We start from the raw sequence: 19,005 nt of genomic DNA on the forward strand, positions 1-19,005 counted from the left end.
TCTGACGGCCATCACTGTGAAGTCTCGTGATGTGGCCGCAATGGCTGCTCCGCTGGACGTATGCTACCCACCACCAGACATGCTGCGTTCGCTGCGCAGCTGCGGAGAGGGTTGCTGGATGGCGGTCGAGTTCAAGTTGCTCGGCGACATGGAAGCTCGAGTCGACGGGCGGCGACTCGAAATCGGGCATGCCCGCCAACGGTGTGTGCTGGTCGCATTCCTGATCGATGTGAATCGGCCGATCCCGGTGGACCAGCTGGTTGATCGGGTGTGGTCGGACCGGCCGCCGCATCATGCCCGAAATTCCCTTGCGGGTTATGTGTCTCGGCTGCGGAATCTGCTTGCTGGCACCGAGAACACGGTGATTTCGCGTGAGCCGGGCGGATACGTTCTTGCCGCGGACCCGTTGACGGTGGACCTGTACCGCTTCCGGTCTGTGGTGGCACAGGCGCGCGCCAGCGCCGACCCGGACGAAGCCGCGGGTTTGTTCGACCGGGCCTTGGCAATCTGGTCCGGTGAACCATTCGTGTCCCTGGATACTCCGTGGATCAACGACATTCGCGGTGCTTTGCAGGCTGAGCGGTTTTCAGTGGAGCTGGACCGAAACGATGTCGCGTTGCGGGTGGGTAGACACGCTGAGTTACTCGTGGAGATATCCGCGGCGCAGGCGGCCAATCCGCTCGACGAACGCCTGGCCGGGCAGTTGATGCTGGCCCAGTTCCGCAATGGCCGGCAGGCCGATTCGCTGGACACTTATCGCCGGATACGCGAGCGACTTGTCGAGGAGCTTGGTGTTGATCCCGGCTCGGGGCTGCGCCAACTGCATCAGCACATCCTCACGGGCGAGGCCGAAGGGCAAGCGGCCCACCCTGTTTCGCGGGTTGCGGCACCGCCTCACCCGCGCGTCTTCGAGCGGCTACATTCGGGACTCTTGCGGCGCCCTACCAGTCTTGTCGGACACCAGCGCGAATTGGGGCGTGGGCGCAGGCTGCCGTCGACGGTAACCACTTTCGTGGGGCGCGACGCGGAGGTGACCCAGCTGCAAGAGTTGTTGTCAGTCTCGCGGCTGGTCACGGTGACCGGTGTCGGTGGGGTTGGTAAGACCACCTTGGCCGCCCACACCGCCGCCAAGTTGCGCCAGCAGTTTACCGATGGCGCGTGGTGGGTGGACTTAGCCGAACTGCGCGAAGGTGCACTGCTTACCGAGGTGGTGGCCGCGGCGTTGGGAGTGCGTGATCAGCTGGGTCGAGCCCTGACCGAGGTGCTGGTCGACTTCCTCGGGCAGCGTCAGTCGCTGGTGGTACTCGACAGCTGCGAACACCTCATCGACGACGTGGCCAATCTCGCCGAGACGCTGCTGCGGGATTGCCCGCAGCTGCAGATGCTGGCCACCAGCCGCGAGGTGCTCGACATCGGCGGCGAAGCGGTGCTGCGGCTAGACCCGCTGTCGTGTCCGACCCTCGGCGAAGATCCCACGCTGGGCAGCGTGGCCGGTTATGCGGCCGTGCAGTTGTTTGTGCAGCGGGCGCGGGCAGTGGTTCCCGGATTTGAGCTCGACGTCCACAATGCCACGGCGATAGCGCGCAGCTGTGCCCGCTTGGATGGGTTGCCACTAGCCATCGAGCTGGCCGCCGCGCGCACCCGGGTGATGTCGGCCGAGCAGATCGCCGAGGAGCTCGCCGACCGCTTCGGATTCCTCAGCCACGGCCATCGCGGCGCCCCCACTCGCCGACAAAGCCTGATGGCGTGTCTGGACTGGAGCTATGACCTGTGCACCCAATCCGAACAGCGACTGTGGCGCCGGCTATCGGTGTTGGTCGAAAGCTTTGATCTAGCCACCGCCCGCGGCATCTGCGGTGAGGACGTGCCCGCGGACGAATTCCTGGACCTGCTGTCCGCATTGGTCGACAAATCGATCCTGATCCGCACCGAACACCACGGCGTGGTGTGCTTTCGGCTCTTGGAGACACTGCGCGACTTCGGAAACAGCCACACCACCGAGGCCGAACACCTGCGATTGGCTCGACGCCACGCCGCGTGGTATCACCAGCTGCTTGCTGAGGCCGAGGCCCAATGGTTCGGTCCCCAACAACTCCAATGGATCGAGCGCCTTACCCGTGACCTGCCCAACATCCGGGAGGCGCTGCAATTCAGCCTGACCGACAATCCAGTCATGGCGGTCGATATGACCGTTGCCATGCGCCAGTTCTGGCTCTGCTATGCGGTGCTCAGCGAAGGCTGCCGATGGGCAAGCCGTGCTCTGGATGCCACCTCACCGGAACCCAGCGTGCAGCGCATGCGGGCGCTGTTTACCGTGGCGCTCCTGACCATCCATCACGGAGACATGGTGACAGGCATGAGCTGGCTTGCTGAGGCGCGTAGCCTCTTCGAAGTGGTCGAGGACCCCGACACGCGCGGCAGGATCCATTTTTACGATGCCTACATCGCCTTGATGACTGGCAACATCGACCACGTGCAGGACCACCTCGAGCAGGCAATGGCCGCGACCGATGACTTCGAAGTCCAGGTCTACTCGATGGGGGCTATGAGCTGGCTGGACATAATTTCAGGTGATCCCCACGGTGCGCTGGCGTGGTCTGACAAATCTCTCGCCTTGGCTCAATCCCGCGGCGACTGGGTGATGCGAGTAGCCGCACTGGGAACGGTTGGTGCGGCGCACTGGCGCCTGGGCGATCTGCAGCGCGCCGAACAATTCCTCTACCAGTGCCTTCAACTTGGCCTCGAAGTCAGTAACCAATACGAGGTCGCAAATGGACTCGAACTCTTGGCCTGGATTACCGAAACCTGCAACCAGCCGCGACAAGCCGCGGTCCTGATGGCGGCGGCCGCCGAAATAAGCCGTGCCAGCGGAGCCATACTCGCTAGTGTGCTCGTCGGCGACTTCCACTCGGAATGCGAACGTCGCGTGCGCGAGCAGCTCAGCGCGGCAGAATTCCAGGCCGCCTGGAACGAAGGCACTGCGCTGAACATGTCTGACATCGCTGAGGTCATTTCCCCAGGCTCGCGCTAGCTGCTAGCCGCCCAGCACGGACGCGACAAGCGCCGCCGCATCGGCGATCAACTCCTCGCTGGGTTCGGCCTCATACCCGTTGCCGGCACGATCGGAGTAGATCGCCACGACGTTGGCCACACCGCCGGGCGACCACACGACCGCAACGTCATTGGCCCGGCCGTAGTCTCCGGACCCAGTCTTGTCGATCACTTTCCAATCGGCCGGAAATCCCGCTCGGATGCGCTTGGCTCCGGTGGTGTTGCGTGCCATCCAATCGATCAGCATCGCCCGCTTGTCTGCGGGCAACGCGTTGCCGAGCACCAGCTGTTGGACGACAAGGGAGATCGCGCGCGGGGTTGTCGTGTCCCGCTCGTCGCCCGGGGCGTTGCGGTTCAGCTCCGGTTCCAGTTGATCCAGCCGGCTCACGGTGTCGCCGAGCTCGCGCAGAAATCCGGTGAATGTCGCCGTCCCGCCCCCTGGACTAGAAAGGTCGGCCAGCAACAGATTGGCCGCGGTGCCGTCGCTGTAGCGGATCGCCGCATCGCAGAGTTGCCCGATCGTCATTCCGGTCTCGACGTGTTGTTGGGTCACCGGTGAGATCGACCGGATGTCGTCGTGGGTGTAAGTGACCACCTTGTCCAGATGCGTCAGTGGATATTGGTGCAGTACCGCCGCGACCAGGGGCGCCTTGAAGGTCGAGCAGAACGCGAACCGCTCGTCGGAGCGGTATGCGATCTGTGCACCTGGCACGTACACGCCGAGGCGGGCCTCATATTTTTGCTCGAGCTCAATGAAGCGTTCGGCGATATCCGGTCGTGCCACCGCGGTGGTCACTGCGGGAGGATCACCGCTGGCACGGCGCGCGCAACCTGCGAGCGGAATCAGGACGGCAGCGGTCAGGAACTCACGCCGGCCGAAGTGGGCGTGCGGGCTGTCGAGCATGCCGCAGTATCACACGTCCGCTGGACCGCCAGATCACCACCGCTACGACAGCCGGTCGTATGCACGGCCAGTGTCCCCGTTTAAGCTGGATGCCCATGACCGCGTCAAGCGACGACGAGGCCGTTACCACGCTCGCCCTGGCGGCAGCAAACGGGAACGCGCGGGTGCTTGAGGCAGGAGCGCGACGACATGACCGGTTAGCCCAGCGCGGCAACCCAATCGGCGGCCTGTTGCACGGTGCCCACCGTCGTCACCCCGGCCGGCAGTTCCGGGCGTGCCACCATCACCACCGGAATGTGGAGTGCGGCAGCGGCGTCCAGCTTCGCTCGCGTCATGTCGCCACCACTGTTCTTGGTGACCAACGCGTCGATGCGGTGCTCCCGTAAGAGCTGGAACTCGTCGTCGTAGTGATACGGCCCCCGGGACAGCACCACCTGGTGATGACGCGGCAGCGAGGCGGCGTCCGGCGCGGTGACGGCACGAATCAAGAACCACGCTTCGCCGTCGGCGAAGGCGTTGACGCCGGATCGGCCGGTGGTCAGGAAGACACGTGAAAATCCTTGTTGGGCAACAATTTCTGCCGCTTCGGTATCCGATTTAACGACGATGGCGGCGCCCGGGTCCCATGGTGGGCGAGCCAGCACCAGGTAAGGCACTTGCAATTCCTCACAGACCTGCGCGGCGTGTGCGGTGATGGTCGCCGCGAACGGATGGGTGGCGTCGACGACGGCGCCGATGTCTTCTTTTGTGAGCCACCGCCGTAGCCCATCGGTGCCCCCGAACCCGCCTATTCGCACCGGGCCGACGGGCAACGCCGGGTCGGGCACCCGGCCGGCCAGGGAGCTGATGAGGTCGACGCGCGGGTGCAAGGTTTTGGCCAGCGCCCGACCCTCGGCGGTGCCGCCGAGCAGCAGCAGCCGCATCAGTGGGCCTCTCGGCGGGCTACCGAATACAGGTAGCTGTCGGTGAAACCCTCGGCGGCCAACACATCGCCGACAACGATGACGGCGGTCTTGGTGATGTTGGCGTCGTGCATCTGTGTGGCGATATCGCCCAAGCTGCCGCGCAGTACGGTTTCCTGTGGCCAGCTAGCGAAAGCCACTACTGCCGTTGGTGTTTCGGGTTTGTAGCCGGTGCCGAGTAGCTGCGGGACGATGGTGTCGATCTGGGCTGCGGCCAGGTGCAACACCAAGGTGGCGCCGGATCGGGCGAGGTTGGAGAGGTCTTCGCCGGGCGGCATCGGCGTCGATAGGGTGGCTACTCGGGTTAGCGTGACGGTCTGCGCAACTCCCGGGACGGTGAGCTCACGTTTGAGCACCGCAGCGGCTGCGGCGAAAGCCGGTACGCCCGGGACGATTTCGTAGTTGATGCCTAAGGCGTCAAGTCTTCGGCACTGCTCGGCCAGTGCGCTATACACCGACGGGTCACCGGAATGCAACCGGGCCACATCGAGGTTGGCGGCGTCGGCGGCCGCGAACTCGGCGACGATCTGGTCAAGCGTCAACGGGCCGGTGTCGATGATTTTGGCGTCGGATGGACAGTGCGCCAACAGGTCTTTCGGCATGATCGAACCCGCATACAGGCACACCGGGCAGGTTTCGAGGAGCCGTTGGCCGCGCACCGTGATCAGGTCGGCGGCGCCTGGGCCCGCTCCGATGAAGTAGACCGTCACCGCTTGGTCACCGTCCACTGGGTGACCGGCAGCTGCGGGCGCCAGCCGGTGAAGCCGCCGAGCGGTTCGCCGTGGTAGTGCTGGAAGCGCTTGAGTGCACCTTCATATCGCGAATGCGCTTGCGCAAGAATGGCTTCCGATTCAACGGTGACCGCGTTGGCAACCAGGTGTCCACCCGCGAGCAGGTTGTCGAGACAAGCATCCAACAGACCCGGCTGGGTAATGCCGCCGCCGACGAAAATGACGTCAGGTTTTGCGGCGCCCTCGAATTGTTCAGGCGCTTCGCTCCGCACATCGATGCTTACGCCGGAGGCGGCGGCATTGAATCCGATGTTGCGGCGGCGGTGCTCGTTGCGTTCGAATGCCACCGCGCTACAGCCCGGCCAGCTCCGACACCACTCGACGGCGATGCTGCCCGAGCCCGCGCCAACATCCCAGAGTCGCTGTCCCGGCCGCGGCGCCAGCGCCGCGAGGGTCACCGCCCGGATCCCGTGTTTGGTGATCTGCCCGTCGTTGACGAATGCGTCGTCGGGCAATGTCCTCAGGAGCTCGTCTGGCAGATAGCGGACAGCGATCACGTTCAGATCGTCGACGTTTGTGGGGGTACTGTCGGCCCAATCCCGCGCGGTGCCGTCGCGTCTGCGTTCGCTGGGACCGCCGAGCTGTTCGAGCACGCTGAGCTGAGAATCACCGCGTCCGTAGGCGTTAAGCAACACCGCCAGCGCCTTCGGTGTGGTGCGGTCGCTCGATAAGACGATCGCCTGGCCGCCGCGGCGCACCGCGGTGGCCGGTTGCGCCGTAACCAGGCTGATCACCTCGGTGTCGTGGACGTTCCAGCCCATTCGGGCACAGGCCAGGGTCACCGCCGACACGTGCGGTAGCACGCGGACCTTCTTAGCACCGAAGATGCGGATCAGGCTGCCGCCGATGCCGTGCAACAGCGGGTCTCCGCTGGCTACCACGTGGATGTCGGCTCCATCCGGATCCAGCGTTTGTAGGGCGGGCAGCATGGGTGACGGCCATTCGCGGCGCTCCGGGGTTACGGTGCCGTCGAGCAGGTCGAGTTGCCTCTTTGAGCCGTAAACTACCGCGGCTCTTTGCAATTCGGACTTTGCGGTCTGCGAGATTCCTGGCATCCCGTCGGCGCCGATACCAACGACGATGATCATCGCGGCATCCTGCGCCAGACGAACTGCGGCAGGAGCTTGAGGGTGAAGAACATGGGTCGCAATGCCCAGGGGATCCAGACGGTGCGCCGCCCCTTGACCAGCGCACGCGCGGTGGCCGCCGCTACCTGCTCGGGCGTGCTGGACAGCGGTGCTGGTGCCATGCCTGCCGTCATGCGTCCGATGACGAATCCCGGACGGGAGATGAGGAGCCTCACGCCGGTGCCGTACAGCGCGTCGGCCAAGCCGTTGGCGAAGCCGTCCAGCCCGGCCTTCGCCGATCCGTAGACATAGTTGGCGCGGCGCACCCTGATGCCTGCGACCGAGGAGAACACCACCAGTGACCCTTTGTGGGCCGTGCGCATCGCCGCCGCCAGATGTGTGAGCAGGCTGACCTGAGCGACGTAGTCGGTGTGCACGATGGCGACAGCATGATAGGCATCGGTTTCGGCGCGGGCCTGGTCACCGAGGATCCCGAAGGCCAGGACCGCGATGCCGATGGGGCCGTGCTCGGCGATGATCGAGGCGACCAGCGGCCCGTGTGAGGCCAGGTCGTCGGCGTCGAATTCGGTGGTGTGCACTTTTGAGGCGCCGGCGGCGTGCAGGTCGGCGACTTGTTCGTGTAGCTGATCGGCCTGCCGAGCAGCCAGGACCACCGTCGCCCCGGGAGCCAGGCGTCGCGCCAGTTCGGCGCCGATCTCGCTGCGACCGCCGAAAATTACTACCGGACCTGCGCCCGTGTCGTCCACGGCTGCGATTATCACCTGCGCTAGCGTGAGGAGCGATGGCGAATACCACTACGCGGCTCAGTGACGACGCGTTGGCGTTTCTCTCCGAACGCCATCTGGCCATGCTGACCACGCTGCGGACCGATGGTTCGCCGCATGTCGTCGCGGTGGGCTTCACCTTCGATCCCAAGACCCACATCGCCCGGGTAATCACCACCGGCGGCTCGCAGAAGGCGGTCAATGCCGATCGCGGCGGGATCGCCGTGCTCAGCCAGGTCGATGGCGCGCGGTGGCTCTCGCTTGAGGGCAAGGCCAGCGTTAACAAGGAGATCGACGCCGTCCGCGACGCCGAGCTGCGCTACGCCCAGCGCTATCGCACCCCTCGGGCCAACCCTCGGCGAGTCGTCATCGAGGTCGAGGTCGAACGGGTGCTGGGGTCGTCGGATCTGCTGGACCGGGGTCAGTAGTCGGCTCCTTTTCGCGCCCACTCTTGGTGGGGAACTTTTGCTGTCAGAAGCCGACTACCTGAATGCGTGGCAAAGCGGATTTCGGACAACCTGAAAGGAACGATCTTGACCGCTAAGACCAGGAGAACTCGGCCGACAACTCGGGTGCTGTTTGCGGTGCTGGCCGCGACGTTCGTCGCTACGGTACTGACGAGCTGTGCACAATTGGAACAATTGCATGACCAGTTCCACCAGGTCTTCCCACACCCCGCGGGGATGCCGCAGTAAGTCTGGTTACTGCTCGGGCCTGGTCGTGTAGCGCACCCACACGCCGCCGGCGGTCTCGGCTACCGCACGCAGACGGGCGTTCTGGTCTCCCGTTCTTGGCAGCGTGAAGTTCGATCCTGCCGCAGCGCAGGCTGACGAAGCCCCTGTGAACGGCACACTCGGCGTCACGGTCCACGTGCCGGTCGGGCTCTGGCAAGCCGCAGGGTGGGCGTCCGTGCATTGAGCGGCGATCCAGCGGCCGTCGGCTCCCTGCAGGGTGCAGGTTCCGGCTCCCGCGCGCGGTTCGTCCGGTGCCCAGCTCCATAGGGACGCCTGGATGCGCCCGTCCTCGGGCAGCAGCTGGTCGAAGCCGAACAGGTTGACACCGCAATCGGTCATCGCCTGCACCTTCGGCGGGGTGAGCGCCGCTGGATTGGCCGGCGGCCGGAGCGGAGTCGACAGGGCCCCGAACAACGTGGAGTCCTCGTAGTAGCGGACTAGTTTGGATGCGTAGACGGCATTGCCGTAGGTGGCATCGCACGCCGGGTAGGGCTGGTAGTTGGGGGTCGAGCCGCTCTCGACCTCGAGGTTGTTCCAGTCGAAGACGTCGCCCGCCCACCCCGGCACACAGTTGCTGACAAGGATCACCTGCGCGTTGGATGTGCGGATGTCGTCACGCGACGCGTCTAGCGGAACGGGGACGCAGCCGTTGGCGGCGCGTCGGGTTTGGTCAGGACGGTAGATGAGGCTTTCGCCGTCCGGGCGCCTTAGTCCGGCTTCCAGGGAGGCGACCACCGACGCGTAGGCGGCCGGGTCCTTCAACTGGTCCTCGAGGTAGAGCAGGATGACCTCGTCGGTGTGGTCAGGTGCATTAAGCCAGGTGGCGACCTCCGACAGCACCTTTGCGAGGGTTGGCTCGGTGGTGCAGCCCAGGTTCGCCTTGTCCGGTCCAAGACCGTGGCACACGGTGACATCTTGCGCGCCGAGGCGCTCGAGCCGTCGGATGTAGTGCAGGTCCAGTTCGATGCTGCGGACATCGATATCTAATTGTTGGGTCAGCGTCAGTTGCTGGTTTGAATCGACGTGCGACACGGTGAGCGATTCGGCGACGCTGTTGAACGAGTTGTGGGTGCCGAGCCACTGAGTATCCCTGAGCGGCAACGGGTTTCCGAGCCTGTACTGAAATTGCGCGGTGCGGTGTACCCATGACCGTAGGTAAGCGTCACGTGCCGCTTGGGTGACCCGGTGGGCCAACGGAATGGTGCAGCTTGTATCGGCTATGCCGGCGCGCCGGCACTCTGCGGCGATTGCGTCGGCGCCCTTGCCGAGCGCGACGCAGGGAATCGCGATCGGGCTGATGGCGTCGCAGGGTGCCGTCGGCGAGGTATCGGCTGCCGTCGGTGTGGCCGGCGTTATGACGACCGCGAACACGCTTACGACGACTGCGCTCTGCAGCCATCGGGCGCGGGGCATGCGGGCTAGGTTCGCATGTCCACGCGCGTGAATCGAGAGATGTTGTAGAAGTGTTGCGATTATTTGTTGGATCCGCGAGAGACGAGCGGAAATGTCGACGCAGACCTCGATGCTTAACGCTATCGCATTTCGTCTCGGGATTCCTTGTGACACTGGCTAACCAACCGCCGTGTCACCTTCCGACGCACCGCCCCAGACAACCGCATCCCCGATCGTCGCCCGCGGACCTTCAGGTTGAGCCCACGTGATGAATTGCGCGACGAAAAACCAGCGGTTAACCTCGCCAGAGCTCATGTCAGGGGCGCGATGCCGCGCCCACCTCGGAGTCACGTGTCAGGACCGGATCGCTTGGCGCCGCTGCGATATCGAGGCCTTGATACTCGGAGAGGGGAAGCGATGTTCGTCGACATGGGATTACTCCGCTCCGGAGCCCAAGAGTCGCATCACGCCGGTGGTCACGCACATGACGGAGTCAGCCGCCTGACGCGCGGGCCGCAACTACCGACAATGTTCGGCGATTTCGCCGCGGCCGCGGCATTTCACGACGCGGTCATTGCAGCACAAGCCCACCATGTGCGAACGTTGGACGCCAACAAGGAAGCGCTTACCTCACTCGGTGACAAGGCGGCAGCCGCCGCAACGGAATTCGCCGATATGGACGAACGTAACGCCGCGTTACTACGGGTGGTGCGGTGCGACTCCAATACATAAGCATTCCGCGGCTAATCGCCGAAGCGGGCGGCGACCCTTGGGCAATTGACAGAAGTCTCCAAAGTGGTCGACCAGCACAGATTTCGGACCTGGCTCAGGCATTTCACGATGCGGGTCGATGCAGCACCGAGGCTAATAGTGCGTTTGATGAGGCACGCCGGCGCTTCGAAGCGTCCTGGAATCGAGAGAACGGTGATCACCCGATCAATGACTCCGCCGAAGTCGAGCGCATCACGAGATCGCTGGGTATGCAATCCGAGCAGTTGCCCAAGATCGCGATTGATTTAGAGAACATCGCGGCGGCTCTCGCCGAAACGCAACACACCTCAGGCGTTTTGATCTCGACCTTGGAGACACAACTACAAGACCTCGACAGGCAACTCGGTGAAGCGCTCGACCTGGAGAACAGCGGCCACCTCAGTGCGGTTGAAAGATCGATAATCGATCAAAGGATCTCCGCCCTCGAGCATCAAGCCATCGGTGACACGAATGCAACCCTGGTTCAGATCCAGTCAATACGCACCGGCTACTCGGACTATCTACAAAAGTCGCTGGCTACCCTTCGAGTCGATGGCTACGACCAGGCGCCCATCGGGGATCTTGACGCGTCCGGGTCACCATCCAAGGCTGAACCAGAAGGCAACAGGCGGCAGAACCAGATCGAAGCCTTTACAAAGGTTTTCGGCCGACAACCGAGTTCAGCGGCCGACTGGGAGACGGCTGCGGCCCTGGACCCACATAGCTACGATCCGAAGAACGGTGGTGTGCCTGCCAACATCGTCGTCGGCCGGATCGAACCAGTGCCCGGCCAAGGCGTGGTGCGGACAAACCTCTTCATTCCGGGCCGAGCGGTGTTAGACCCCCAAGCCGATATACCGCCGTACCACAACAATCTTGGTGACAATCGAGGGTTCTCTCCCACAGCTGGGCCGGAGGCATCGAGGGTGTCAATTTATGTCGATTACGAGAACGGCATCATAGTGGCCAGGCAAAACCCTTCAATCGACGAAAAGACCGGTCAGATTCGAGCCGGGACACCCACAATCTCGGCGGTGCAACGCAGCAACGGATCCGTCATGATCAAATACAGTGCGGCCGATCCGTTCTCACCAGGCGGCGAAGCGCCTGCAAAGGCCCTCTCATTCGATGTGAACGGGACTATCGTCATTGAGCCGACGGCAGCAGGGCCTCGCGTAGGTGGAACCGTGACAAATTTTCCAGCAATCGAGATTTACAGCGATCGGCCTGGAGCAAGTACGACAACGCTCGCGCAGGCATGGCCTCACCGCCAGTTGTTGATAAGAGCCAGTTCGTGGATGGCGCTCTCGGACCTGCAGCGGGTCTTTGGTGGCACAAGCCGATCGGAGACCAAGCTCTTGAGTTAGGGTTTAACGATCAGTATCCGGCTCCCAAAGTTCCCGCACTTCCCCATCCTGGACACGGTCCATCGGCAGCGCCAATCGCTCCGCCGCTCGTCGCGACGCCACCGGGCACCTACCCACTGGGGACGCCTGACAACCCGCCCCAGATAGGTATTCATGATCCGGTTGTTATGCTGCCGCCGCTGCTGCCACGATAAAATCTCCGTTTGGGTAAGGATTGGATGAAAGAACCAGTCGACTGGATACGAGCAACGTTTACCGGGGCAATCGCCGGTGGATTTCTGTGGGCGATTATAGCCAAGGCCATGTCAGTCATTGAACACGGACATATATCGACACGGTTCTTTTACACTTTTGTTTCTCAAACATCTCTAGCTATTGTTGCTGTGGGCGTAATTCTATTCTTCTGTACCAGAACATCGTTTTGGCGAACGTTAGCGCTCGGAGTTATCCTGGCACCACTCACGGGCTGGTCAATATTGCTCGTCATTACCGTATTCTTTGTTATCCCTTCCAGCAGATGAGCTGATATGGCAACACCATCCGGTTATCAAAGCCCTTTCGACCACGCTCGAAAACGACCTGTCCAACTCCTCGCGGGCCTGTTCGTTGGCGTACTATCAACGATGCTTACAATAGGCTACTTCTGGTTCTTTGCGCCGATTTTTCCTCTCTTTCTATGCGGACTTACGATGGCCTTCAAGCGCACAACCGCATTCTCGGTAGGCGCATTTGCAGCGTTTTTTGGCGTGTTTGTATTCGTGGCAGTGCTTGCTGTGTTGTATTTTGTGTAACTGCAGAAAACAGGCGAATAAGTTATTGTGGTGTGAAAATCGCAAGACATATACACAGCATGTGGCGCTATCAAAGCTACCGGGGACACGCCAAGATGTCGCCTTACAGGCCGCCGCCGTCGCGGAGCCGCAGTACTTTGCGTTGTGATCAATTCGTCGCATCTGTTTGCGGTTCGACACCTTCGATCCCGAGACCCATATCGTTCGAATGGGACAACTGCCTGCCCGCAAAGCCGCGTCAATGCGAAATCGCAGCACACTAGGCGGCGATTATCTAGCTCAGATGTTGACAGACAAGATCCATCAATCGCGGCTCAGCCGTCTTGCTACTTGTTCGTACTCGGTACCTGAAGTATCATCCCAAACTTCGGCGAGATTTGTGTCGGTCGGTCTGTTGGGGCCACGGCATCTACTTGTTGCTGGAACTCATCGAATAGTCTACGCGCGCGGGCTAACTCAGCTTCTGTTGGCGGAGTAACGCCCGCTTCTTCGGGTGTAAAAAAATCTTTCCGGCGATTTCCTTGCTCATTGACGCTCCGACCATTTATTGCTATTTCAGTGCTTCGTACGTGAGAGCACTCCCGCCTTTGGGCACCTTCACTGGTACATTTCCTGCCAACGCAGCAGAAATATCTCCATTTAGGACGAACGCGACCGCATCGTACGGAAAATACCATGCTTCTTGTGTTTCTACGATCGCCATATCGACGATCATGAGATCACTCAACCGCCCTTTTTCTGCCAATTCCCTAATCGTATGAATAGCCCGTCTTCGCGCCTCGTCAAAGTCTATTTTATTCATCGGTACCTCAAATAGAAGATAGTCTATATGCGAGCGCTCGGTCTTGTCAAGTCAACCTATGCAGAATTCTAATTTATGAGTCTCTCTATACAGGTATTCCTCGATTACTGCCCAGCTTTTGCAAAAGCAGGTCGTCGTGTTGCCGCCGACGACAAGCTTCTGCAAATTCACTTGCTCGAGTATTGTCGCATAATAATTCACGATATTGCTTTTCGGTGAGCTCATAGTATTCTTCATAATCAACAACACCGTTGCTGACAGGTATAGAGACGTAGTAACGACCAGAGGAAGATTCTATGCCAATCGAGTATCTGTCCTCGCGCGAAAAGTACGTGTCTCGAAACTTCATGAACCCTCATATCTACTTGAAGATGATCATAACAGTATAGCTTTCTACTGATACAGATCCACCGTCCGCGACAGTCTGTGAGGCGCCATTGGGAGAGACCGCCAGGAATTACCGCTCGTCGCACCAGCCTCATTGCCCAAGAGAATCCGGAGATTAAACACCTCAGGGGCAGCGATGTCGACCCGCACAAAACTATGGCGTCGAGAAGCCGGTAGCAAAACCCAGTCACCAACTTGACTGCAGACCTGTGGGTGGAGTAACTCTTCTTTTCGTGCGTAGAAAAACCGTTACGGAAATCTACTTGCTCACTATAGAACTCCCATCGTCCGTTCATTCCTCGTTCCAGATGTATAACGAAAATTGTCAGTTGAGCTCTTCAGGCTTATTCGGTTTAGACGGCGGAGCGTCGCCTCCTATCGAAAGAGGGCGAATGACATTCTTCGGAAACCCATCACGTAGCACCGTATCTAACTGGTCATACGCGAGAGAGAGAGAGAGAGTATGTGGCTGTACGGTTGAACACCACCGGAGTAGGCAAGGAAGTAGACCTTCTCGTCGGAGCGCAATAAATACTTTGCTTGCTTCTCCGAGATCGCGATCTTATCCACCCGAGGATCAAGACCTGTAGCTCGCCATTTCTGTTCTAAAGGCTTGAGTCCAAGCCTGACCCGGAGTGCATCTGCCACTTCGTAGATTATGTATTTACCGGCATCTTGTAGCCGTGAGAATGTTGCACGCGACGATTCTACGGAAGTATTCCGTCGTTCCGTCGAGGTGTGTAGAACGCGATACTTCCGGTCGGAAGTGGCTTCGAGAATAAACGCCGACCACGCTGGGTACGGATAACCATTGCGAAAGTAAAGCCGACCGTCGACCCAATCGGGTTCGTTCGGCACCTCCCCATCAGCGTACCGGTAGATCCGCCGCCAGTTATGATAACGGGCAATCAATTGTATGACATCTCGTTCATCCATATCTGCCTCGAATACGCTCACTTCTTATGAGTCTCCATTGGATGACCTTCCCCGAAATATAGAAGCTTTGATAACGATTGAATAAGCGGCCATGCCGGGCTTTGCCGTCAGGGAACCGTATCACTCCAATTTTCGTTAACAAGACAATTCACGTTTGCTTCACGGAAGATACCCAGAAGCTCCATCGTTGGGCTTCAGCCGTGCCGTGATGCTTTCTGCAAACCCGTCGAGAAGTACGGTATCCAGCTCGTCGTATGAAAGGGGGAGGATGTGACTGTAGGGCGCATCGCCACGTGTCATACCAAAATATGCTTTGGGATTGCTCCGGAGCACATACTTAACGCCTTCGTCACTTTCGACGTATCCATCCACCTGCGGATCAAGGCCCGGTGAGCGCCATTCTGGACCTATCATCGTCATCCGACGGGCGCTCCTGAGATACGTCCCTACTTTAGATGACGAACTTTCTGGCATCCTGGAATCGGGCAAAGAAAACTTCCGGGGATTCTACTGAGCTTATGCGACGCTCAGTGGACGCACGAAGTACCCGATAGCCACCGCTTTCCAATGCTTCGATGATATAGCCCCACCAATCAGGATGCGGAGAACCATGCCGGAAACACAGCCGGCCATTCTCCCATGCCGATTCGTCCCAAGAGGCATTTCCCGCATAGTGACAAATCTGCCGCCAGCTTTAATATCGGCTAAGCAATTCCTCAACTTCCGGATTTCTGGTATCTATATCCATGCCCACCGGAGCCTTTCAAATTGCGAGTAGAACGTCAGTTCGGCTGTTTCGTTGTAAACAGTGTAGGTTTCCGGCTAACGAAGATCAGGCAGCCGCGCACTTGACCGGTCTCGGCGATTCAGGGCAGACGGCACAGATGCTTCAGCAGATGCCTCAGATGGCCTCGGGCATTACAGGCGGAATCGCCGGGGTCATGGGTGGAGCATTGCAGCCGCAGAGCCAGATCCCCCAGCGGGTCGCCCAGTCTGCGACTGAGTAGATCCGCTCGCTCCAAGCAACGAAGATCGCCGGCGACAACTAGTGTAGGGCTATACGTTATCGACGTTTGAAGAGCGGCTTTCCGTCAGGATCGTTGCATGATGCGACGATCTCATCGATCGTCGCCGTCAGATACACGGACAGCTTGACAAGGTCTGCGGTTCCACTTATTGGGTCCCCGCTACCGATGGCGACCGTGGAGCCATCTGACGCGATTAATGCCAGACGGTCGACACCTTCAAATTGCCGAGTATCAATACTAAAACCGGTCGATATTTCTTCCCTCGAAATTGGCACACGCACGCGGCGAAGGCCTCGCTTACTTCTAATAGCCCGACCAAATTTTCCAAATAAGTATCTTTCAATAGCTGTCATCGACGGTGCCGCCAAGACGAAATGCTCAGGGCCCATCCGGTCAGAGTCGGTGATGATAATCCAGCCGCTCTCGTTCTTTCCTATCAAGAGTCGGATCTCGCCCAATGATGCCCAGAATACCGCGCGTCCGGTATCACTACGGAACCCAGGAGTCAGGGTGTAACCAGCAAGTTCTCCCCATTTTTCAAGCTCTCGGGAAATTTCTACGTGGTCGGTCATTCTAATACACCTAGCTCAATTAGATCTTCCACGGTCATCGCCCTGCCTTCCGTGTTGAGGATCCGCACCTGTATCGATCCGCCGGGTTGACCGACCCCTGGTGCGACTTCTGATACTTCGATCTTCCAGCCACTGGGAAGATGCGCGAACGTATATGCATTATATGGATCGGTCAAACTATTGACATGTAATGCGCGTTCCTCCCATGAGCGTGGTATGCCATTTTCCATTAGCGCTAAGTACTTGCCCGAATCATTCCCCACCCGGTCCAATCGCGCACCGTAGCTTGTGATGAATTGTTCTCCATCCGTGAATGCAACCTTCGTACCCGGCACGGCCCCGTCATTTCCAGGGAATTTCATCCACTGATCGCCATTCGGGCGCAGATCGTTAAAGCGCTCAGCGTATTCTTGCTCAGAGTATGCACGGCCTTGCAGGTCGCGACCAAAGGGTGCGTCCGGATCCTTAATTAGTTCGGCAACCCCCCGGCTAATTCGGCTTGGATCGACTGGATTATCGGCAAAGTCCCAATATCTCGCCAACGGTTTCCCATAATGGGGATCTACCGACTGGTCGGCTAACCGATGCCATCCATCGCCTGAGAGCTCGTCGGAATGCACTGGATCCTGAGGCCCCACGGGCCCGACGTCGCCAGACAACTGCGGACCACCATGGTCCGGGAGCAGGCCAGGTGGATGGCCGGCTGCCGGTCCGCCATCGCCAACCCCGTGCGGACCACCATGCGGTGCTGGCAGTTCAACTGGCCGGCCAGCTGAGTGCCTGAACTGGGGCGCCGACGCGTGTGGCGCCGCAGATATGACGGCCGACGACGGCTGCGACGAGCGGTGCGCGGCGGCGTGCACCGGTTCAACGGGCTGCATGTGGGTCGCTGCTAAATGCTTGCCGGGCGCGGTGGGTGCGGGTACGTGCGGCTGACCTGTCGACGCTGGCGACGGCGCTACTGGTTTGGATGGCTCAGCAGCGGCTGGCTTGTCGGCGACTGGTGTCTTGGATTCGGCTGGGCTGTGAGGCAGCGGCCCGCTAGCGGGCGCCAGTGCGGGTTTGGGCTGCGGTGCGGACGCTGCGCGGCCGGGTTCGGGCGATTCGGTCCGTGGCGCCGGCGGTTCCTGTCCCAACTGCGGAGTCGCGGTCCGGGGTTCAACGTGTGGGGCGAGCGGGTTGGGTGGCTTCTTAAGCCCTCGAGTTGCCTCAAGAAGATCGCGGCCTTTGCTTCCCATCTTCGAGATCGGTCCGCCGGGCAGAAACGTCGTCGCGAGGTCGGCCTCGGTCTTCCCGAGCGCCTCGCCGGGGTTTTTAGACCAATCATCCCAGTGGACCGTGTCCTTGAGCAGCTCCCTCCACGCCTGTCCTACCGAAGGTGCGTGCGCGCCGCCGAGTCCGACCAGCGGCGCCATGCCCCGCACCATCTCTCCCGCGTCACGGTTAAAGCCAAGCGGATCGACCAAGATCCGGATCTGGTTGTAGGCCAAGGCGGTTTCGCCCAGTCCCTCGGCTGCCTCACCGATGCCTTTCAAACGCTGCCCAGCAAAATTGATGACCTGGCCCACGGGGTTGCCATGCAGGAACTGACCCCATTCCTTGGCCGTGTGGCGGCCCATCGTGGTGATCACCGTCTCGGCCTGCGAAACCACCGCTGTGATCTCAGCACCCAACGCCTTGACTTCGCCGGTGAACTGGTCGATTACCTCGGCGATGTCCGCGGCAATACGTCGGATCTCGTCTTCGTCCTCGCCGGTCAAAAAATCCCACACCTCTTTGATCCCGGTCAGTGGATCACAGATGCGGGCCAACAAATCCAAGATCGCCGCATGCACCGCATCGATGCGAGCCGCATAATTGGCGAGCTGGGCCGAGATCGCCTGGCACTGCCCCACAATGGCGACGGTGCTGGCGTAAGCATCAGAAAACGCCGATTCCATCAGCCCGGCCTCGGGGAGCTGCTGTGCACGGATAGCACCCATCGGACCGGCTGTCGACTCGATTTCAGCCAGCGCGAACCGTGTGCCCGCACTACGCCACGCCGCGGCCGCGGCCCGCAACCTTCCCGAATCCCCGTTCGGCCAAATCATTCCGATATAGGGAGCCACCCATCCCCAACCCGGCGGAGCGCCACCGACGGCCCCGACCGCAGACGGCGGCGAACCCGCCGCAACACACCCGGTCAACGGCGGCACCGGCAGCGGGACAGCCCGCCCGCCGACATCGGACATCGCCTCGGCCAACGAGTAGTTGTGCGCGGTCATCCGCACACCATCGCCAAGGTTGCACAACCCGTTCCGCGCGACCGACATCGCATGGACCAGCGCGGCCGCCGACCTGTCATAGGCGCGCCCGAACACCGCTCCAGCCGGATCAGCACCTGCCATACCCACAGACCCGGCCAGCGTCGTGGTCAACGTGGAGATCACCGACCCCAAACCCTCGCCAGCGGAGACCACCGCAGAACCGGCATTGTCGAGGGCCGCGGGATCTACCGCCAACGGCGCCATCAGCTCACGACCACACACCCACACTCATGGCAATCACACCGCTGCAAATGGCATGCGAGGTGTGCGCCGCCATTGTCAACTGAGCCAGCGCCTGGCACATCATCAGCCACGCACGGATTCTTACCCATGCCGTCCGCCACCGGTATTCACCCCTACCCGAGCCCACCGAAGCACCC

Annotated in this window: 16 protein-coding genes; 5 read left to right on the plus strand and 11 right to left on the minus strand. The window is 60.8% G+C overall.

Features of this window, described 5'->3' with window-relative positions; genetic code table 11:
• Positions 1 to 40: 40 nt before the first annotated feature.
• A complete protein-coding gene (locus MSIMFI_RS17125) occupies positions 41 to 3,031 on the plus strand; it encodes an AfsR/SARP family transcriptional regulator (protein ID WP_224770298.1) in 2,991 nt (996 codons plus the stop codon).
• Between the two features lie 3 nt (positions 3,032 to 3,034).
• Here the strand turns inward: MSIMFI_RS17125 and bla are convergent, their stop codons facing one another.
• The 5 genes from bla to MSIMFI_RS17150 all read right to left on the minus strand — a co-directional run bounded on the left by bla (position 3,035) and on the right by MSIMFI_RS17150 (position 7,542).
• Positions 3,035 to 3,955 (minus strand): class A beta-lactamase, encoded by a 921-nt coding sequence (gene bla, locus MSIMFI_RS17130; RefSeq protein WP_191498361.1) that lies wholly within the window; start codon positions 3,953 to 3,955, stop codon positions 3,035 to 3,037.
• 197 nt (positions 3,956 to 4,152) lie between these two features.
• Positions 4,153 to 4,881 carry a cobalt-precorrin-6A reductase gene (locus tag MSIMFI_RS17135; RefSeq protein WP_191498575.1) on the minus strand — a complete coding sequence of 243 codons (729 nt, stop codon included), beginning with the start codon at positions 4,879 to 4,881 and terminating at the stop codon, positions 4,153 to 4,155.
• Positions 4,878 to 5,627, minus strand: a complete 750-nt coding sequence (gene cobM, locus MSIMFI_RS17140) for a precorrin-4 C(11)-methyltransferase (RefSeq protein WP_191498362.1) — start codon at positions 5,625 to 5,627, stop codon at positions 4,878 to 4,880. Before cobM ends, MSIMFI_RS17135 begins: the two co-directional genes overlap by 4 nt.
• Positions 5,624 to 6,796 carry a precorrin-6y C5,15-methyltransferase (decarboxylating) subunit CbiE gene (gene cbiE / locus MSIMFI_RS17145; protein ID WP_191498363.1) on the minus strand — a complete coding sequence of 391 codons (1,173 nt, stop codon included), beginning with the start codon at positions 6,794 to 6,796 and terminating at the stop codon, positions 5,624 to 5,626. The genes cobM and cbiE overlap by 4 nt, the downstream gene beginning before the upstream one ends.
• Positions 6,793 to 7,542, minus strand: coding sequence for an SDR family NAD(P)-dependent oxidoreductase (locus MSIMFI_RS17150; protein ID WP_191498364.1), 750 nt, complete (start codon positions 7,540 to 7,542; stop codon positions 6,793 to 6,795). Before MSIMFI_RS17150 ends, cbiE begins: the two co-directional genes overlap by 4 nt.
• 35 nt (positions 7,543 to 7,577) lie before the next feature.
• Between MSIMFI_RS17150 and MSIMFI_RS17155 the strand changes: the two genes are divergently transcribed.
• A complete protein-coding gene (locus MSIMFI_RS17155; protein ID WP_191498365.1) occupies positions 7,578 to 7,988 on the plus strand; it encodes a F420-dependent biliverdin reductase in 411 nt (136 codons plus the stop codon).
• A 105-nt stretch (positions 7,989 to 8,093) separates the two neighbouring features.
• Positions 8,094 to 8,255: a hypothetical protein gene (locus MSIMFI_RS17160; protein WP_186243541.1), complete on the plus strand. Its 162-nt coding sequence runs from the start codon at positions 8,094 to 8,096 to the stop codon at positions 8,253 to 8,255.
• Positions 8,256 to 8,261: 6 nt separating this feature from the next.
• Here MSIMFI_RS17160 and MSIMFI_RS17165 read toward each other — a convergent pair whose 3' ends face one another.
• On the minus strand, positions 8,262 to 9,707 hold the full coding sequence (locus MSIMFI_RS17165; protein ID WP_191498366.1) for a hypothetical protein: 1,446 nt from the start codon (positions 9,705 to 9,707) through the stop codon (positions 8,262 to 8,264).
• A 396-nt stretch (positions 9,708 to 10,103) separates the two neighbouring features.
• Between MSIMFI_RS17165 and MSIMFI_RS17170 the strand changes: the two genes are divergently transcribed.
• Together MSIMFI_RS17170 and MSIMFI_RS29760 are read left to right on the plus strand one after the other, a co-directional pair.
• Positions 10,104 to 10,418 carry a DUF2563 family protein gene (locus MSIMFI_RS17170; RefSeq protein WP_191498367.1) on the plus strand — a complete coding sequence of 105 codons (315 nt, stop codon included), beginning with the start codon at positions 10,104 to 10,106 and terminating at the stop codon, positions 10,416 to 10,418.
• Entirely contained in the window at positions 10,400 to 11,803 is a 1,404-nt protein-coding gene (locus tag MSIMFI_RS29760) for a putative alpha/beta hydrolase (protein ID WP_449870851.1), read from the plus strand. The genes MSIMFI_RS17170 and MSIMFI_RS29760 overlap by 19 nt, the downstream gene beginning before the upstream one ends.
• A gap of 1,341 nt (positions 11,804 to 13,144) precedes the next feature.
• Here MSIMFI_RS29760 and MSIMFI_RS17180 read toward each other — a convergent pair.
• The 5 genes from MSIMFI_RS17180 to MSIMFI_RS17200 all read right to left on the minus strand — a co-directional run bounded on the left by MSIMFI_RS17180 (position 13,145) and on the right by MSIMFI_RS17200 (position 18,847).
• Positions 13,145 to 13,396, minus strand: a complete 252-nt coding sequence (locus MSIMFI_RS17180; protein WP_191498369.1) for a YrhB domain-containing protein — start codon at positions 13,394 to 13,396, stop codon at positions 13,145 to 13,147.
• Between the two features lie 85 nt (positions 13,397 to 13,481).
• Positions 13,482 to 13,745, minus strand: coding sequence for a hypothetical protein (locus MSIMFI_RS17185; RefSeq protein ID WP_191498370.1), 264 nt, complete (start codon positions 13,743 to 13,745; stop codon positions 13,482 to 13,484).
• A 467-nt stretch (positions 13,746 to 14,212) separates the two neighbouring features.
• On the minus strand, positions 14,213 to 14,740 hold the full coding sequence (locus MSIMFI_RS17190) for a hypothetical protein (RefSeq protein ID WP_191498371.1): 528 nt from the start codon (positions 14,738 to 14,740) through the stop codon (positions 14,213 to 14,215).
• A 1,042-nt stretch (positions 14,741 to 15,782) separates the two neighbouring features.
• Positions 15,783 to 16,319, minus strand: a complete 537-nt coding sequence (locus MSIMFI_RS17195; RefSeq protein ID WP_186246118.1) for a TNT antitoxin family protein — start codon at positions 16,317 to 16,319, stop codon at positions 15,783 to 15,785.
• Positions 16,316 to 18,847, minus strand: coding sequence for a TNT domain-containing protein (locus MSIMFI_RS17200; protein ID WP_318187410.1), 2,532 nt, complete (start codon positions 18,845 to 18,847; stop codon positions 16,316 to 16,318). The genes MSIMFI_RS17195 and MSIMFI_RS17200 overlap by 4 nt, the downstream gene beginning before the upstream one ends.
• Between the last annotated feature and the right edge of the window lie 158 nt (positions 18,848 to 19,005).

It is taken from the genome of Mycobacterium simulans (assembly GCF_900232995.1).
Taxonomy (GTDB): Bacteria; Actinomycetota; Actinomycetes; order Mycobacteriales; family Mycobacteriaceae; genus Mycobacterium; species Mycobacterium simulans.

Excerpts from the sequence above, each read along its gene's own strand:
- MSIMFI_RS17155 (WP_191498365.1), top strand. The coding sequence starts at position 7,578 with ATGGCGAATACCACTACGCGGCTCAGTGACGACGCGTTGGCGTTTCTC.
- MSIMFI_RS17195 (WP_186246118.1), bottom strand. The coding sequence starts at position 16,319 with ATGACCGACCACGTAGAAATTTCCCGAGAGCTTGAAAAATGGGGAGAA.
- MSIMFI_RS17170 (WP_191498367.1), top strand. The coding sequence starts at position 10,104 with ATGTTCGTCGACATGGGATTACTCCGCTCCGGAGCCCAAGAGTCGCAT.
- MSIMFI_RS17180 (WP_191498369.1), bottom strand. The coding sequence starts at position 13,396 with ATGAATAAAATAGACTTTGACGAGGCGCGAAGACGGGCTATTCATACG.
- cbiE (WP_191498363.1), bottom strand. The coding sequence starts at position 6,796 with ATGATCATCGTCGTTGGTATCGGCGCCGACGGGATGCCAGGAATCTCG.
- MSIMFI_RS17125 (WP_224770298.1), top strand. The coding sequence starts at position 41 with ATGGCTGCTCCGCTGGACGTATGCTACCCACCACCAGACATGCTGCGT.
- bla (WP_191498361.1), bottom strand. The coding sequence starts at position 3,955 with ATGCTCGACAGCCCGCACGCCCACTTCGGCCGGCGTGAGTTCCTGACC.
- MSIMFI_RS17165 (WP_191498366.1), bottom strand. The coding sequence starts at position 9,707 with ATGCCCCGCGCCCGATGGCTGCAGAGCGCAGTCGTCGTAAGCGTGTTC.
- MSIMFI_RS17185 (WP_191498370.1), bottom strand. The coding sequence starts at position 13,745 with ATGAAGTTTCGAGACACGTACTTTTCGCGCGAGGACAGATACTCGATT.